The organism is Enterobacter cloacae complex sp. SHL009, from assembly GCF_049237205.1.
GTDB lineage: Bacteria > Pseudomonadota > Gammaproteobacteria > Enterobacterales > Enterobacteriaceae > Enterobacter > Enterobacter cloacae_M.
Genome location: NZ_JBMKIW010000001.1, coordinates 885,724 through 901,353, shown reverse-complemented (window position 1 = coordinate 901,353; position 15,630 = coordinate 885,724). Strand labels below are relative to the sequence as shown.

Annotated in this window: 17 protein-coding genes; 7 read left to right on the top strand and 10 right to left on the bottom strand. The window is 52.7% G+C overall.

The genetic code is table 11. From position 1 onward, the window contains the following. Positions 1-61 precede the first annotated feature (61 nt). From ACOTZC_RS04420 to ACOTZC_RS04395, 6 genes are all read right to left on the bottom strand, one after another. Positions 62-1,753 carry a methyl-accepting chemotaxis protein gene (locus ACOTZC_RS04420; RefSeq protein WP_248162293.1) on the bottom strand — a complete coding sequence of 564 codons (1,692 nt, stop codon included), beginning with the start codon at positions 1,751-1,753 and terminating at the stop codon, positions 62-64. Between the two features lie 160 nt (positions 1,754-1,913). Beyond that, entirely contained in the window at positions 1,914-3,032 is a 1,119-nt protein-coding gene (locus ACOTZC_RS04415) for an S-(hydroxymethyl)glutathione dehydrogenase/class III alcohol dehydrogenase (RefSeq protein ID WP_032668253.1), read from the bottom strand. 31 nt (positions 3,033-3,063) lie between these two features. After that, a complete protein-coding gene (locus tag ACOTZC_RS04410; RefSeq protein WP_023311663.1) occupies positions 3,064-3,339 on the bottom strand; it encodes a metal/formaldehyde-sensitive transcriptional repressor in 276 nt (91 codons plus the stop codon). A gap of 101 nt (positions 3,340-3,440) precedes the next feature. After that, positions 3,441-4,211: an SDR family oxidoreductase gene (locus ACOTZC_RS04405; protein ID WP_421635609.1), complete on the bottom strand. Its 771-nt coding sequence runs from the start codon at positions 4,209-4,211 to the stop codon at positions 3,441-3,443. Positions 4,212-4,266: 55 nt separating this feature from the next. Then, positions 4,267-5,466 carry an arabinose transporter gene (locus ACOTZC_RS04400; RefSeq protein WP_213751174.1) on the bottom strand — a complete coding sequence of 400 codons (1,200 nt, stop codon included), beginning with the start codon at positions 5,464-5,466 and terminating at the stop codon, positions 4,267-4,269. A gap of 66 nt (positions 5,467-5,532) precedes the next feature. Next, a complete protein-coding gene (locus tag ACOTZC_RS04395; RefSeq protein ID WP_421635608.1) occupies positions 5,533-6,855 on the bottom strand; it encodes an amidohydrolase family protein in 1,323 nt (440 codons plus the stop codon). 169 nt (positions 6,856-7,024) lie between these two features. Between ACOTZC_RS04395 and ACOTZC_RS04390 the strand changes: the two genes are divergently transcribed. Continuing rightward, on the top strand, positions 7,025-7,939 hold the full coding sequence (locus ACOTZC_RS04390; RefSeq protein WP_421635607.1) for a LysR family transcriptional regulator: 915 nt from the start codon (positions 7,025-7,027) through the stop codon (positions 7,937-7,939). Positions 7,940-8,062: 123 nt separating this feature from the next. Here ACOTZC_RS04390 and ACOTZC_RS04385 read toward each other — a convergent pair whose 3' ends face one another. After that, positions 8,063-8,368 carry a hypothetical protein gene (locus tag ACOTZC_RS04385; RefSeq protein ID WP_045399370.1) on the bottom strand — a complete coding sequence of 102 codons (306 nt, stop codon included), beginning with the start codon at positions 8,366-8,368 and terminating at the stop codon, positions 8,063-8,065. A gap of 238 nt (positions 8,369-8,606) precedes the next feature. Between ACOTZC_RS04385 and ACOTZC_RS04380 the strand changes: the two genes are divergently transcribed. After that, complete coding sequence (locus ACOTZC_RS04380) at positions 8,607-9,473, top strand: AraC family transcriptional regulator (RefSeq protein WP_045620237.1); 867 nt, start codon at positions 8,607-8,609, stop codon at positions 9,471-9,473. 288 nt (positions 9,474-9,761) lie between these two features. After that, positions 9,762-10,352: a LysE family translocator gene (locus ACOTZC_RS04375; RefSeq protein ID WP_064790974.1), complete on the top strand. Its 591-nt coding sequence runs from the start codon at positions 9,762-9,764 to the stop codon at positions 10,350-10,352. Positions 10,353-10,357: 5 nt separating this feature from the next. Here ACOTZC_RS04375 and ACOTZC_RS04370 read toward each other — a convergent pair whose 3' ends face one another. After that, positions 10,358-11,251 (bottom strand): LysR family transcriptional regulator, encoded by an 894-nt coding sequence (locus tag ACOTZC_RS04370; protein WP_248162292.1) that lies wholly within the window; start codon positions 11,249-11,251, stop codon positions 10,358-10,360. A gap of 59 nt (positions 11,252-11,310) precedes the next feature. Here ACOTZC_RS04370 and ACOTZC_RS04365 point away from each other — a divergent pair, with 59 nt between their 5' ends. Further along, on the top strand, positions 11,311-11,433 hold the full coding sequence (locus ACOTZC_RS04365) for a helix-turn-helix domain-containing protein (RefSeq protein ID WP_421635677.1): 123 nt from the start codon (positions 11,311-11,313) through the stop codon (positions 11,431-11,433). On the opposite strand, the gene ACOTZC_RS04360 is transcribed toward ACOTZC_RS04365, so the two are convergent. Next, complete coding sequence (locus tag ACOTZC_RS04360; RefSeq protein WP_421635606.1) at positions 11,409-12,353, bottom strand: LysR family transcriptional regulator; 945 nt, start codon at positions 12,351-12,353, stop codon at positions 11,409-11,411. The genes ACOTZC_RS04365 and ACOTZC_RS04360 overlap by 25 nt on opposite strands. 78 nt (positions 12,354-12,431) lie before the next feature. Between ACOTZC_RS04360 and ACOTZC_RS04355 the strand changes: the two genes are divergently transcribed. The 3 genes from ACOTZC_RS04355 to ACOTZC_RS04345 all read left to right on the top strand — a co-directional run bounded on the left by ACOTZC_RS04355 (position 12,432) and on the right by ACOTZC_RS04345 (position 14,093). Then, positions 12,432-12,908, top strand: coding sequence for a GNAT family N-acetyltransferase (locus tag ACOTZC_RS04355; RefSeq protein ID WP_023311653.1), 477 nt, complete (start codon positions 12,432-12,434; stop codon positions 12,906-12,908). A gap of 124 nt (positions 12,909-13,032) precedes the next feature. After that, positions 13,033-13,701, top strand: coding sequence for an epoxyqueuosine reductase QueH (locus ACOTZC_RS04350; RefSeq protein ID WP_064790976.1), 669 nt, complete (start codon positions 13,033-13,035; stop codon positions 13,699-13,701). Between the two features lie 119 nt (positions 13,702-13,820). Next, complete coding sequence (locus ACOTZC_RS04345) at positions 13,821-14,093, top strand: DUF883 family protein (RefSeq protein WP_023311651.1); 273 nt, start codon at positions 13,821-13,823, stop codon at positions 14,091-14,093. Positions 14,094-14,122: 29 nt separating this feature from the next. Here the strand turns inward: ACOTZC_RS04345 and ACOTZC_RS04340 are convergent, their stop codons facing one another. After that, positions 14,123-15,586 (bottom strand): EAL domain-containing protein, encoded by a 1,464-nt coding sequence (locus ACOTZC_RS04340; protein WP_064790977.1) that lies wholly within the window; start codon positions 15,584-15,586, stop codon positions 14,123-14,125. Positions 15,587-15,630: the final 44 nt, after the last annotated feature.

Genomic DNA, 15,630 nt, shown 5'->3' with positions numbered 1-15,630 from the left:
TTTTTGTAGGTCAGATTTTGTAGGTCGGGTAAGCGAAGCGCCACCCGACACTGCCGACAACTCAGAACGTCTCCCAGTTATCCCCGGAAACCGTCGCCGCCGGACGCAACGGCGCGTTCTTCGCCACTGGCGCAGACGTCACCGCGCGGCCCGACTTTGCACCGCTCAGACGAAACGCCCCGACCGCCTCGGTCAGACGCGCGCCCTGTTCTTCCAGAGACGCCGCCGCCGCAGAGGCTTCTTCCACCAGCGAGGCGTTCTGCTGGGTCACTTTATCCATCTCAGAAATCGCCTGGCTTACCTGCACGATACCGCGGCTCTGCTCGTCGGACGCGGCGGCAATCTCCAGCATGATGTCGGTCACACGTTTAACCGCTTCGACGATTTCATTCATGGTGTTGCCGGCAGCCACAACCTCACCGGAGCCCTGGTCGATCAGCGAGACCGATTCGTTAATCAGGCTTTCGATCTCTTTTGCGGCATTCGCACTGCGGCTTGCAAGGGTTCGGACTTCGCTTGCTACCACGGCAAACCCGCGCCCCTGCTCGCCCGCCCGCGCCGCTTCTACCGCCGCGTTAAGCGCCAGGATATTGGTCTGGAACGCAATGCTGTTGATGACGGCGGTGATCTCGGAGATTTTTTTCGAACTGGTGGAGATATTGCCCATGGTTTTGACCACGCCGGAGACCATCTGGCCGCCGCGGCTGGCTTTCCCGGAGGCATCTTCCGCCAGCTTGCTGGCATGATGGGCGTTATCAGCGTTCTGTTTCACCGTCGCGGTGAGCTGTTCCATGCTTGCGGCGGTTTGCTCAATGGCCGCAGCCTGCTGTTCGGTACGCGAAGAAAGATCGGTGTTACCGGCAGAAATCTCGCTGGTGCCGCGGTAGATCTCCTCCGCCCCCTGACGTACGGTGCCCACGGTGTTTTCCAGCGAGTGCTGCATGGTTTGCAGATCGCGCGTCAGGCGGCCAATTTCGCTGCGCCCGGCCACGTCGTCCGGCATCGTCAGGTCGCCTTTGGCGATATTCTCGATACGTTTCGCTGCACGCTGCAAAGGATTGATTACCGTACGGCGCAGAACGACAAAGGTCATCGCCGTCAGCACCAGCGCCAGCGCAAACGCGCCCACCATAAACATCAGGCCCAGCTGCGTGCGGCTGTGCGCCTGCGCCGTCAGCGCATTGGCACGCTCGGTACGGATCTTAATCGCCTTCAGCAGCACGGCGTTGTAAGCGTCATCCAGCGGGCGCGCCGTTTCGTTTTCGTGGTTGATAATCGCTTCGAACATGCCGTTTTTGGCAAATTTCACCATCGGCTGCATGCCCGAGATATAGGCGTCGTAGCGTGCTTTCAGATCAGCGTCCAGCGCTTCGTCTGAAGAGGTGCGCACCGTACGGTTCATATAGGCGGTAAAGCTATCCTGGGACTGCTTTATGCGCTTTTCCGCCTCGCTGATGTTCTGCTTCATCGCATCCATCTCCGCGATGCGGCTTGCCGCACCGGCGTGAATCAGATTGATACGTGCGGTTCGCAGATGGTTTGAGCTGTTCGACAGCCCCATACGCACCTGAATTTCGGATGTGACATCCTGCTGATCGTTATCGGCCTGCAGCAGGAAATACCCCGCCAGACCCGAGCTCAAGGCGAACAGAAGAATAATGCCACCGAGAATGGAGGAAAACAGCGGAACCAGCCTGATGTGATGCAAGAAGCTCAGCTTGCGCTGCGCCTGCATCGAAGTAGTGTTGTCCATGACCGTCGACTCTCTTGTAGGTAAGATGCGTAAAAACATGCGTGTTAAATAGTCATCGGCACGGTGGGAATTTAGATTACGGCTAAAAACGCCGCACTGGTCACACTTTAGAGAAGATTATTAAAGAAACGCCAGCGGTGAAAAACCGCTGGCAGAAGAGTTACTTGTCGCCGAAATGAATGACGGTACGGATGGATTTTCCTTCGTGCATCAGATCGAACGCGTCGTTGATCTGCTCCAGCGGCAAACGGTGGGTAATGAACGGGTCGAGCTGAATCTTGCCGACCATAGCATCTTCAACCATACCCGGAAGCTGAGTACGGCCCTTCACGCCGCCAAACGCGGAACCTCGCCACACGCGACCGGTGACCAGCTGGAATGGACGGGTTTTAATCTCCTGGCCCGCGCCAGCCACGCCAATGATGATGCTCTCGCCCCAGCCTTTGTGGCAGCACTCCAGCGCTGAACGCATCACGTTCACGTTGCCGATACATTCGAAGCTGAAGTCAACGCCGCCGTCGGTCATCTCAACAATGACATCCTGAATCGGTTTTTCGTGATCCTTCGGGTTAACGAAATCGGTCGCGCCCATTTCACCCGCGAGCTTGAATTTCTCCGGGTTGGTGTCGACCGCAATGATACGACCGGCTTTCGCCTGCACCGCGCCCTGAATCACCGCCAGACCAATGCCGCCGAGACCGAACACCGCCACGGTGTCGCCCTCTTTGACTTTTGCCGTGTTATGCACCGCGCCGATACCGGTGGTCACGCCGCAGCCCAGCAGGCAGACTTTATCCAGCGGCGCCTGCGGGTTCACCTTCGCCAGCGAGATCTCCGCGCAAACGGTGTATTCGCTGAAGGTGCTGGTGCCCATGTAGTGATAAACAGGCTCGCCGTTATAGGAGAAACGGGTGGTACCGTCCGGCATCAGCCCTTTCCCCTGGGTAGCGCGAACCGCCTGGCAGAGGTTGGTTTTACCGGATTTACAGAACTTACACTCGCCGCACTCCGCGGTGTACAGCGGGATAACGTGATCGCCAGGCTTCAGGCTGGTCACGCCCTCGCCCACTTCCACCACAATCCCGCCGCCTTCATGGCCGAGTACCGCCGGGAAAACGCCTTCAGGATCGTCACCGGACAGCGTAAACGCATCGGTATGGCACACGCCGGTATGGGTGATTTTGATCAGCACTTCGCCTTTCTTCGGCGGTGCCACGTCGATTTCAACGATTTTCAGCGGCTGGCCGGGACCAAATGCAACTGCAGCGCGAGATTTCATCATGTCTTCCCTTTTTGTCAGGTATGTGGGTTTATTTTAGATAAGAGCGCAGCAAATGGCCGACTTCTGCCATGCGTACGGCTCGCTGATCCGGCGTGGTTTCCCCCGTCACCAGCTCATCTTTGAGGTGAATTTCAACCATTTCGCCCATCAGGCCATTGGCAGCCCCGCGCACGGCGGCGATTTGCTGCAGGATGGCCAGACAGGGGTCGCCCGACTCCAGCGCGCGTTCAAGGGCCTCAACCTGGCCCCGAATGCGGCGGACGCGAGTAAGAATACGTTTTTTATCTTCGGGTGAATGCGGCATACGCCCTCCTGATACTATAGGGGGGTATGGTACCTATTTTATCCTTGATATGTAAACACTCTGTTTTTTATGGTTAATGCGCATTTCGTTAACGTTGCGTATTACTCCGGCAGCGCTATACCTGAAATCTCAGTACAAATATTAATGAGACGATCCTGCAATGCAACGTCGTGCGCCTGCGGATTAGCTGTCATGCGCTTCATGTGATAGAAATATTTCCCCGTTACGTCAGCCTCAGTATCACGGCTGGCGGCAAGCCAGGCCTGGGTCAGGTGCGCCTGGTCCATATCGTCCGGGGCATGCGGCCCCCCCATCTTTGTCGGCACCCAGCCAGGCTCGAGGCTGTTACTACGCACATCACGCCAGCGACGCGCCAGAGCAAAAGCCAGCATAGCGTCGTGCAATTTACTCTCCGCATAGGCGTCGGCCCCATTCCAGCGACGTTTGCGCCAGAGAATATCATCCAGGTTTGCCCGGGCATGATGATGCATACCCGAACTCAGGTAGACGAGGCGATGCGGACGTTCAATCACCGCGGTGAGGATGTAAGCCGAGAGCGTGTTGATCGCGAAAACGTGCGGCAGCCCGTCGCGGGTCACGCGATACACTTCATTGTAGCCAACGGCAGCATTGTGGATGACGGCATCGAAGCGTCCCAGGGCGTTGACACTTAATGCCGTTTGCCTGGCACCTTCAATTGTCTCCAGGTCACCGACAACGACGGCTTCAGCCTGGGGTAAGGCGCGGTGGGCCTCTTCTGCACGGTTCGCATTACGCGCGTGCAACACAACCTGATGTCCTTGTTGAACCAGCAGTTCGGCCGCCATCAGACCAAGGCCTGTGGACGAACCGGAGATGAAAATGCGTGACATATAATTTCTCCAGATTAGTAAACCGACAGCAAAGGCTGCCGGCTCGAATGTTTATTCAGGATTGCTGCATCCGAGACGCGCTCGCAATCAGCGCCCCCAGCAGCGCACAGGCCGCACCAGAGAGATATACAGCGGCATAACTAAACTGACCGGCGATCAGGCCAGCTACCGGCCCGGCGATTCCATAAGCGACATCCAGAAATGCAACGAATGCGCCCATTGCGCTGCCGCGGTTGGCTTGTGGAACACGGTTTAAGGCTTCAACGCCCAGTGCAGGGAAAACCAGTGCACAGCCCAGTCCGGTAACCAGAGCACCTGCTAGTGCCATCCATTCGTTTGAACCCAACCACAACATTGCCTGGCCAAGCGCTTCAACCACCAGTGACCAAACCGCAACGCGATAGCCGCCTGTTTGGTCTGGCAGATGCCCCAGGGCGAGGCGAACGAAAATAAAACCCAGACCAAACGCAGTCATCACCAGGCCGGCGTTCTGCCAGTGATGTGCCGCAAAGTACAGCGAGGCAAAAGCGGTTAGTCCTGACAACCCAACGCCCTGCAGCATTAATCCCAGCCCTTCGCGCCAGATGCGCCCTACTACGCGATGGAATGGCAGTCGCGGACCTCCAGGCGATATATATGATGTGGTACAAAATGCAACCAGAGCGGCCAACATCGGTGCAGCAATACAGGCAATCATCGCCATTGTGAGGCTGTAATGCTGATATAACGCCATGCCAACAGGAGCACCAATCGACAGCGCCGCGAACATCGCGATGCCGGTCCAGGACATGGACATACCGGCGCGCTGAGGGCCAACTGAGGCAATGGCCCAGGACACACATCCCGTCACGAACTGACTTTCGCCAAAACCGGCCATCAGACGACCTGCGATAACAATGCAAAGGGTTGCAGCAGGCGATAAATCCGTTACCGAAGCCACCAGATACAGCGCCCCTGCTATCGCTGAAAGTATTGCTCCCTGCAGAGCAGAACGTTTACCGCCCTGCTGGTCCGTAACCCGTCCGGCATAGCCGCGGGTCAGGACTGTGGCCAGAAACTGGATGCCGACCACCAGTCCCACCACGAGGTTACTGAAGCCGAGATGACCATGGATGAACAATGGAATCACCGGCAGTGGCAGTCCGACTGCCAGATAGCCAAAGAAAAGTGCGGCAATAACGCCCGTTGCCGGGCGGGGAAGCAGGACGCGCGGGGTGTTATCCTCCGCGAGCCGCTTAATGGCGAGGGCTCCCATGTCATTATCCTTTATGAAATATGATTAAGTGGGTTGAACGGCCCGGTGTATCAGGCCGCTCTGTCATCAGGATGCTTTAAAAAGATCGATGTGATAGCCGCTGGCGTTGAGCAGGTAATCACGAGAAGCGGTTATCTCTGTACTGAACGCCGCCAGATCAATATCCACCAACTTGCCCGCACGTTTACGAAGCTGGCCGGCCACCATCACGGTATCCACATCAGACCGCTCTATCGCCTGCACGACGGTACCAATTACGTTGGTTACCGGGAAAACAGCGGCTCCGCTGGTGCGAACCATGATAATGTCGGCCTGCTTGCCTGGCGTAAGGGTGCCAATCTGATCCTCCAAACCGGCCGCACGCGCGCCATTAACCGTTGCCGCTTTCAGGACCTCCTCGGCCGTGATGGGTGACGGCACATTGTCCTCACCACGGAAGCGACGGTAGCGCATAGCCGATCGCTGTTGCCCGAACAGAGCGTGCATTTCCCCGAACATATCGCTGCCAAAGGCAGTATCAAGGTCAATGCCCAGTGCCGGGGTCAAGCCGCGATCGACAGCCTGCTGGTAGGCAAAACTTTCATCGTCGAAGCCAAATAGCGCATCCGACCGTGGATTGACCGTGATGTTTACTCCTGAATCGGCCAGGAGCTTCCAGGTATCCTGAGTAACCCTTGAACAGTGGTTGAAGATGTTATGTGTGTCCAGTACGCCCGGCGTGGCAAACTCAGGGCCTAGATTGGCGAGATCGCCGATGAATTCGGTCAGAATACGCATGTCGAGTTTGCGAGCGACCTTCCACCAGTCAAGATTGAGCTGACCAAACAGACCAACGTGCACCAGGCTGTCACTTGTATTCCAGCTTCGCGAGAGTCGCTCCAAATCGGCAGGCAAATGCGCCGATGAAGCTTCTTTATCCATTGCTGCACCGACCATATGTAACGCACGGATGCCGCTTTCCTTTAGAGCATCTAATGCTGCATCAGTATGCTCGGGGCTGCGCGAGTTGTGGCAGGCATCAATGATGGTAGTAATACCGGCATCCAGTGAGGCAAGTGCCGTGAGCCTGGTACTCAGGTACATGTCCAGGGGACGATAATGTTTGCCCAGTTTCTCTGCGACCACATCAATGTAATCAAACAGATCGTCGACATTTGGCATCATGCGGCGCATTACGCCAAGCCACATATGGTGATGAGCATCCACCAGGCCGGGCATAACGATATGGCCAGCTGCATCAATTACCAGGGCATCATCCGCCTGCAGTTCCGGACCCACAGCTGCGATACGGTCGCCATGGACGAGAACATCGCCCACGGAGAGGTTGGGTATATCGGCATCCAAAGTAAGGATGATGCCGCCTTTAAAAAGAGTGCGCGTCGTTGTCATTTCGTATTCCTCAGGGTTAAGTGATGCCGTTCGTTGCGAGGTTTGCCCAGCCGGGGACAGGGAAAATAGCGCCTGGCAACGAATTGGCTGACACAATAGGTTGCGCACCATTTTTGATAAAGGTAGTTTTATGCAAATTATATTTGAATAAATTCAAAGGTGAGTCTCTATGAGTTTTGACGGAAGGCTACTGTCAGGATTGAGCGTGTTGGCCGCAGTTGTCGAGGCGGGTAGTTTCAGTCGCGCTGGCGAGGTGCTGGGACTGTCCGCTTCTGGCGTGAGCAGATCGATAGATCGCCTTGAAGAGAGGCTCGGTGTGCGTTTGCTAAACCGTACGACGCGTACGATGAACCTGACGAACGAAGGCCGAGCTTTGTATGAGCGCGCCTCGCCACATCTTGAAGGGATTGAAGTTGCGGCAAGCTACGTATCCGGTGCCGCCATTGCTGTACGAGGATCATTACGGGTCAGCGTTAATCCAATCTTCGCTCGTTATATTTTGGCCCCGAAACTGCCTCTTTTGCGCGAACGTCATCCGGAACTGGAACTTACAGTAGTGCAGCAGCCTGACGTAGGGGATCTTGTGACAGAGGGTATAGATGTTGCGGTGCGTTTCGGGCCACAACTCCCCTCAACTATTTCTTCGAAATTGCTCTTTCAGACGCGCGTACTCACTGTGGCATCACCGGCATATCTGAAACGGCATGGTCGACCTGAGCATCCTGAAGAACTAGTCACGCATGAGTGCATTCAGTATATCGATCCTCGCCACGGGAAACCGTTTGAGTGGGAATTCCGTCGTGATCGCGAAGTACTGGCTATTGATACTCATGGTCATTTGACGACAACCGATGTAGATCTGATGGTGCAATCCTGCGTAAGTGGTGTTGGCATTGCCCAGGTACTTTCACTCAGCGTCACGCAGTTGATCGCTGACGGAATGCTGGTCGAACTTTTTCCGGAATGGCCTGGCGAAACCTATCCGCTGTATATCACGCGGCCATCTCGTCGACTGCCCCCCGCTGCTGTCGAAGCCTTTATGGAATTTTGCGCTGAAATTTGCGCAAATCATGCAGCGAATTGAAAAAAGAAGCTATCAGCTGCTGGCCGCACTTCAGCGGCGAGCAGCTGATGGCCTCAGCGATAATCAAAGAATTTGTCTGCTCACAAGCATGGCCCCATTAATTTATTCCTTATTCGAGATTATTTACTCTGCCTCAACATGTACGCTGATGTTCAGCCGTTTTGCTTCCATCGATATCATTTTTTGGGCAAGAACCATATTGCCGCCATGTACTTGATCTATTAAGTGTTGAACGAGAGTCATCATCAAATAATCCTTATTAGCCGGATAAAAATCGATCATATCAATCCCGCTATCCTGCAGCTGCTGGTGCGTAGTTCTCTCCGTTTCAGCAACAATTTTGGCTACGCTGGCCTGCATCTTTTCGATTTGCTCAAATACAATACGGTTTATGATTTCGATTTGTTCTGGCTTTAAGTCCTTTACCATCATTACCTCTCATAAAATTTTGTAGCTAAGAAAATTTGGATTATGACAAACCTAATATAAGTACAGGAAGTGAGTCTTCATTCATCATTCATCATTCATCATTCAGCAGTATCTTAGGTACGACGGAACGTTTGCTGCCGCACAACGATATACCGCCAGTATAACCTCTCCATAATCAGCAAGATCGGTCAGGATTTTGGCCGTTCGGTGAGGCAAAGTAGGTCATCAGGAGGATGCAATGAACGATGCAATCAAAACGGCTTACCGCGAGCGCTTCACGACGGTGTGCGACTATATCGCCCAACATCTTGATGAACCGCTCACGCTGGAGAAGCTCAGCGCGTTAGCCTGCTGTTCGCCTTATCATTTTCACCGGCAGTTTCTGGCGTTTAGCGGCCAGCCTTTATATCGCTATATCCAGTGGCTGCGTCTGCGTCATGCTTCCTGGCGACTGGCGTTTAATCCTCAGGATAAGGTGATTGATATTGCGCTCGATGCCGGGTTCCAGAGCCCTGAATCGTTCAGTCGCGCCTTCAGAAACGCGTTTGGAAAAAGCCCGCGTCAGTTTCGGCAGCAGCCGGACTGGCTGAACTGGCACCAGCGCGTACCGAAAATGACCTTTCAGGAGCAAAAAACGATGGAAATTAAGATTGTCGATTTCCCACAGACCCAAGTGGCAATGCTTCAGCACCGTGGCAACCCGGATCGGGTAAATGACAGCGCGGCGAAATTTATTGCCTGGCGTAAAAGCTCGGGCCTATCGCCAGTACACGAAAGCAGCACGTTTGGTATCGCCTGGGATGACCCGGCAACCACGCCCGCAGACGCCTTTCGTTTCGATATCTGCGGCAGTATCTCTGAAGCGATACCAGAAAATGAATTCGGGGTTTGCAGTGGCGAAATCGACGGCGGACGTTACGCCGTAGCCCGCCACACGGGTTCTCTGGATACCATTTCCGCCACGGTGTGGGCAATGTTTCGCGACTGGCTACCGGCCAGCGGCGAAACGCTGCGCGATGCCCCGGTATTTTTCCACTACCTCAACTTCATTCACGAGGTGCCAGAACATGCGCTGCAAACGGATATCTACCTGCCGTTAAATTGACTATCCCTTGCTTCCACCTTTTCCGGGTAGCGCTGAGCTTGCCCGGCATAGCCCCCCTTGCAAACTGCGCCAGCGTTTGACGTTCCTCCTTGAGATAGCAACTGAAACCCTGTCACTAATGGGCCATCCGCGCCTGCGCGATTGGTGCAAAAAATCAAACACACCTTTAGATAAAGGCCACTTATTCTGGCATACGTTACAAGGTAGTATTCAGACACATGACGAGTAAAGTTGTAACTTAATAGTCGCAGTACCTCTAATGCAGATAAACCAACCCACGGAGATAAAATGCTGGTATTTTTAACAATGTTTATATTTTCACTGACGCTTTCATTTTCTCCTGGTCCCGTTAATATGGTGATTATATCGTCTGGTGCCATTCACGGCTTTAGAAAGACCTTCTCATTTGTCTCCGGTGCAACGATAGGGTTTACGTTATTACTTATCTTTATATGTTTCGGCTTTTACGCTGCAATCGAAAAATATCCAGTGTTTTTCCGGTATCTTAATATTGCCGGTTCTTTATTTATCATGTATCTGGGCTATAAGATAGCGTCGTCACGGTCCGATATGTCATTAACAAAAACGGATTCACCCGGTTTTATTCAGGGTTTTGTCATGCAGTGGATCAACCCCAAAGCATGGACCGCGTGCGCCTCTGGGGCAGCGATGTTTTCTGAACCCTCTAGCCCTGTTACAGCTCTCGTCTTTATCACGGTCTATTTTTTAGTCTGTTATATGTCGCTTTCAGCATGGGCCTTGATGGGAGAAAAAGTATCTGTGCTGCTCAGGAGCACGCGGCAGCTCCGCACGTTTAACGTGTTGATGGGCGGACTGCTGCTTATTACGGCGTGTTACATGCTCTTTTTAGCGTTTTAAACCCGTTATAACGCGTGAAACTCAATCTCGTTATAAATATCATTAATCAATTTGTAGGCAATACTGCTGGTCGACATATTAGAAGGCCATACGGCATAGACTTTCAGCGGTTCTAATGACCAGTCAGGAAGTATTTCCTGCATTTCTCCGCGCTTAACATCCTCTTCGCTTAAATAGCGAGGAGGTGCTGCGAGACCAATTTGTTGTCTGGCAAGGGCATAAGCGGCTTCGACATTATCTACATACACCGTGGGCGTATACGTTACGACGGCCACTTCTCCATTTTTATGTCGAAATTCCCGGTTATTCTGCCTCATATTGAGTCCAATCCATGGCAGTTTCGCCAGGTCATCAGGATGCGTAATCGTCGGGTAATGGCTGAGCAATTCCCGGGACGCAACTACCTGGCGCGGGAGCACAAAAAGATGGCGCGCTTTAAGAGAACTGTCCGGAAGCTCGCCGATTCGAAATGCCACATCGATACCGTCGGCAATAATATCTCTGCGCGTATCGCTATAAGAGATATTCAGTAAAATGCCCGGATGACGTTTTATAAAATCGGCCAGATGGCGGGTAAACGCACTCTTCAGAAAAACGGCAGGAAGAGAAACAGTCAGCTTATTCGCCGTTGATATCGAACGCTGCTTAAATTCAATGACCCCCTGCTCATAAAGCGCCAGCATCGATTTGGCCGTTTCCAGCAAATTGGCTCCATCGTGAGTCAGAGAGAGTTTACGGGTATTTCTGTACAGTAACGCGCAGCCAAGATTTTTTTCCAGCTTTGATAAATGCGCGCTTGCCGTTGCGGTTGTAAGCCCTAACGCTTCCGCCCCACCTGAAATGGATCCTGCCTCAGCAATCTTTGCAAACACTATCAGATAACGAATGTCATCAATCATTTATCGTCCTGTCGCGACGGTGTTCCTGCGAACTACGCGTTTAATCATAGAGTTACGATATCGTACTTTCCTCTCCGGTCGCATCTCTTTTTATCGTTTGGACTTTAGCGCCCTACTCATTTTGCGAGGCGCTGCAGTGTCAACCCGGCGACATCCTCTACTGGGAGCCGGACAGCCCGTAATGACGCGCCTGCGCCAGCGTTTGCAGCTCCTCCTTAAGCCAGCGCGTTGCGCCCCGCTGGCCGCTGCGTTTATGCGAGTAAATTTTCACTTCAAACGTGCGTATCGAAAACGGTAAAGGAAAAATCCTCAGGTCCGCTGCCGCAGCCAGCTTCTCAGCGGCAAAACGGGGGATCGCCATCAGCAGGTCGCTCTCCGCAACGATAAACGGCGCGCTGAGCATCGACGGCGTTTTGATCGCGATTTGTCGGGTATAGCCCAGTTGTTCCAGCCGCACGTCCAGAACGCCCTGCTTCTCATTCCATGGCGTCACCACCAGGTGTCGGGCCGCGAGATACTCCTCCAGCGTGAGACGCGTCCGGCGCGCGTTGCTGATGACCACATACTCATCTTCAAACCAGTCGATCTCTTCCAGCTCCGGGTGCCGGATATCATCCTGAGTGCTGAACCCCAGCGCGAGATCCACTTCGCCCGCCAGCAGTTCCGTCAGCGCAGGGCTGTGCGGCAGATAGCGCAATTCGAAACGCAAACCCGGGGCAGCAAGCTGCAGTTTGTGCATCAGCGCCGGGAAAATGCACAGCGCGGTAAAGTCCGTAATCCCAATTTGTAAGCTTTCGGTACTGCTGGCCGGGTCAAACTCCGGCTGCGGGGTCAGCTCATGATTGAGGAACGACAATGCGGAAGCAATGGAAGGCGCAAGCTGAGTGGCATACACGCTGGGGGACATGCGATGCCCTTCCCGAAAAAAGAGCGGGTCATTAAGGGTGATGCGCAAACGCGACAGCGCATGGCTCAGTGCCGATGTGCTCATCGCCAGCTCGTCAGCGGCCAGCCGAACGGAACGGTGGCGGTAAATCGCGTCGAAAACGGGCAGCAGGTTTAAATCAAGACGCCTCAGTACCGGATGCATAATATTCATCATTTGTTGATTTCATTGCACTTAATTCTTCGGACAATACTCCGTATGCTTAACGCCATCAATCGAAACACAGGAAAAACAATGAGCATCACCATTCGTCAGGCCCGCCCCGAAGATGCAGCGGCAATATACGCCATGATCTACGAGCTGGCGGTGTATGAAAAAGCGCCGGAAGAAGTGGTTACCACGCCGGAGGAGATCCGCGAAACGCTCTTTGGCGCAGGCACAAAAACCGAAGCGTTGATCGCGGAGTTTGACGGCAAGATAGCCGGCTATGCCGTGTTCTTCACCAGCTATTCGACCTGGCTGGGACGCAACGGGATTTATATGGAAGACCTGTACGTTTCTCCGGATTATCGCGGTAAAGGCGCGGGAAGAGCGCTGCTGAAACATATCGCGCAGCTCGCGGTAAAACGGCAGTGCGGCCGCCTTGAATGGAGCGTTCTGGACTGGAACCAGCCCGCCATTGATTTTTACCTGAGCATAGGCGCGCTGCCGCAGTCCGAATGGGTTCGCTATCGTCTTGATAGCGACGCGCTGCTGAAATTTGCCGAATAGCGACACGTGGTACCGGAGAAGATCCCGCCCTGCGGGATCGCTCTGTCCTGCCTTTATCCCGCCTCAACAGATTCTGAATTTATGCTACCCTTCCATAAATTTCATAAACATATTGCAGAACGCCATGACGACAGCCCCTTTTATTCGCCCACAACTTACCCTGCCCGACGGTGCCGACAGGCTGCTGTTGCATTCCTGCTGCGCCCCCTGCTCGGGTGAAGTGATGGAGGCTATCCAGGCGTCGGGGATTGACTACACGATTTTCTTCTACAATCCCAATATCCATCCGCAGAAGGAATACCTCATTCGGAAGGAGGAAAATATTCGGTTTGCGGAAAAACACGGCGTGCCGTTTGTTGATGCCGATTACGACACCGATAACTGGTTTGAGCGCGCGAAAGGCATGGAATGGGAACCCGAACGTGGCGTCCGCTGCACCATGTGCTTCGATATGCGTTTCGAGCGTACGGCGCTCTATGCGGCAGAAAATGGATTCAGCGTCATCAGCAGCTCGCTGGGGATCTCCCGCTGGAAAAACATGCAGCAGATAAATGACTGCGGCCAGCGTGCTGCCGCGCGCTATCCGGGTATGGTTTACTGGGACTATAACTGGCGTAAACAGGGCGGCTCCTCACGCATGATTGAGATCAGCAAGCGGGAGCAGTTTTACCAGCAGGAGTACTGCGGGTGCGTTTATTCACTCAGGGACAGTAACCTGCATCGTAAGTCTCAGGGACGCCCGCTGATTCGCATCGGGAAACTGTATTACGGTCAGGATGACAATGAGAAATAACGGGTTCCCGGTATAGAGATATATCCGAAAACAGCCCTGACGTGTACCGAATTTAGCCTTATGTCTCCCACATCCAGAAAGAGCGGCTATCCTTTAATTATCAACAAAAGGAGGTAAAAATGTCTGATTTCGGTACTGATAAAAACACCCAGTTTGCTGAAGATAAAGCAAAAAATAAATTTGATGAACTCGCAGGTTCAGCGCAGCAGCAGTTTGGTGAATTCGTCGATTCACCAAAACATCAGGTAAAAGGTGCCGCGAAAAAGTATGCCGCTCAGGCCAGCGATGCCGTTTCCGACGTCACTGAAGCTGTCAGAAATAATCCACTCACCGGCCTCGTCGCAGCGGGTGCGGTCGGTATTGTTCTCGGCCTGCTGCTGGGTCGAAAATAATAAAAGGCCCTTCGGGGCTTTATTTTTTCTTAGCTAAAAATCCTGACCATACGGTCTAACTCTTCCTCTTTCACGGCCCGCGATAAATAATATCCCTGAAAGTTTTTGACGCCTAACGCGACTAATTTTTCAAACTTTTCTTCACTATCAACCCCCTCGGCAATACAGTCCGTTCCGGTCATGTCGCTGTAAATCTGTATCGCTTTAATCAGGTTATAGTCATTGTCGTTTGCCACAAAATGCTCAACGATGTCCCGATCCAGCTTAAGACCATCAAAATGCACCTGCCGCACCGGGAACATAGTTTGATGATTAGAGAAGCAGTCATCCAGGAACAATCGACACCCCGTATTACGCAAATGCCGCATGGTTTCAGGGATCCTCTTGTCCTTCGTCACGTCAATATCTTCGGCGAATTCAAAGACCAGCTTCTCGGCCCACTGCGGTTTGAGCAGCATGTCGATAGCTTTCTTTGCCATATCAGGCAATGCATTCCCGGAAGCCAGGCGAGGCGGAATATTCACAGAAAAATAGTATTTACCGTTATACTTATTAATCCCGGACACGGCGGCATGGATGACTAACGCCGTTATTTTTAACCATATCTCATGGTTTGAAATATCCGTGAGAAAACTGGCCGGCTTGACAATTTTACCGTTTTTATTCCAGCGGATCAGTATCTCAAAGCCTACGCCTTTTTTGTCACGATCGGTAATGATCTGATAAGCAGGGAAGATCTCTTTTTTATATAATGCATTGAAAATCTCTGCTTCCTTATCCGTAAACTCCTTATTTTGACTCCGCCGCTTGATACTTCTTTCCGCATTAAAATTGTGCGAATCGTGTAACCACCGCTTAATTAAGCGTAATTTCAGCACGCCTTCCTTACGGTGCGTATAAACCGTTTTATTAGAAAGCCCCATTTCATCGCACATTTCTTTTACGGACATGCCGCGGTAGAAATTTAATAAAACGTCAATCTCTCTTTTTGTTAGCCATTTTACGTTGTCTTGCGAAGGATTATCCTTGTAGCGATCGCGTAATAAGTACGAACGATCTTTAAAAACATGATGGTGCGTTTGAGAACCAGTGACGACATCTGAAACGCGGGCTATGCGAATCAATGATAATTGATAACTATTATTTAAAAGAGTGCCCAGGGTGCGATATAGCCAGCCATCCGGTATGTCGCCATACAGGGTGACGCGTCGAATAACGGGAAGTGCATTGAGCACGGATGCCAGTCGCTTCAGGCTCTCCAGGAGACTGACGATACCTTTACCGAGAAACACCACAATATGAGCGCTCTGATTTATAAGGATATTTTCCAGATCCTGTTGGGATGCCTCATCCCCGTCAAAGTGAATATGCGAAGCCTGTATTCCGTACTGGTTAAGGATCAGACGATATCCCTGGAACGTAAAACCGCAGGCGGAGATGACAAATTTATGTTCATCGCACGCCTCATTTCTGAGAGAAATTTTGTGGGTCATAAACTGCTCCTGGGCACTAAGGCGCCATTTCCAATTTGTGAATA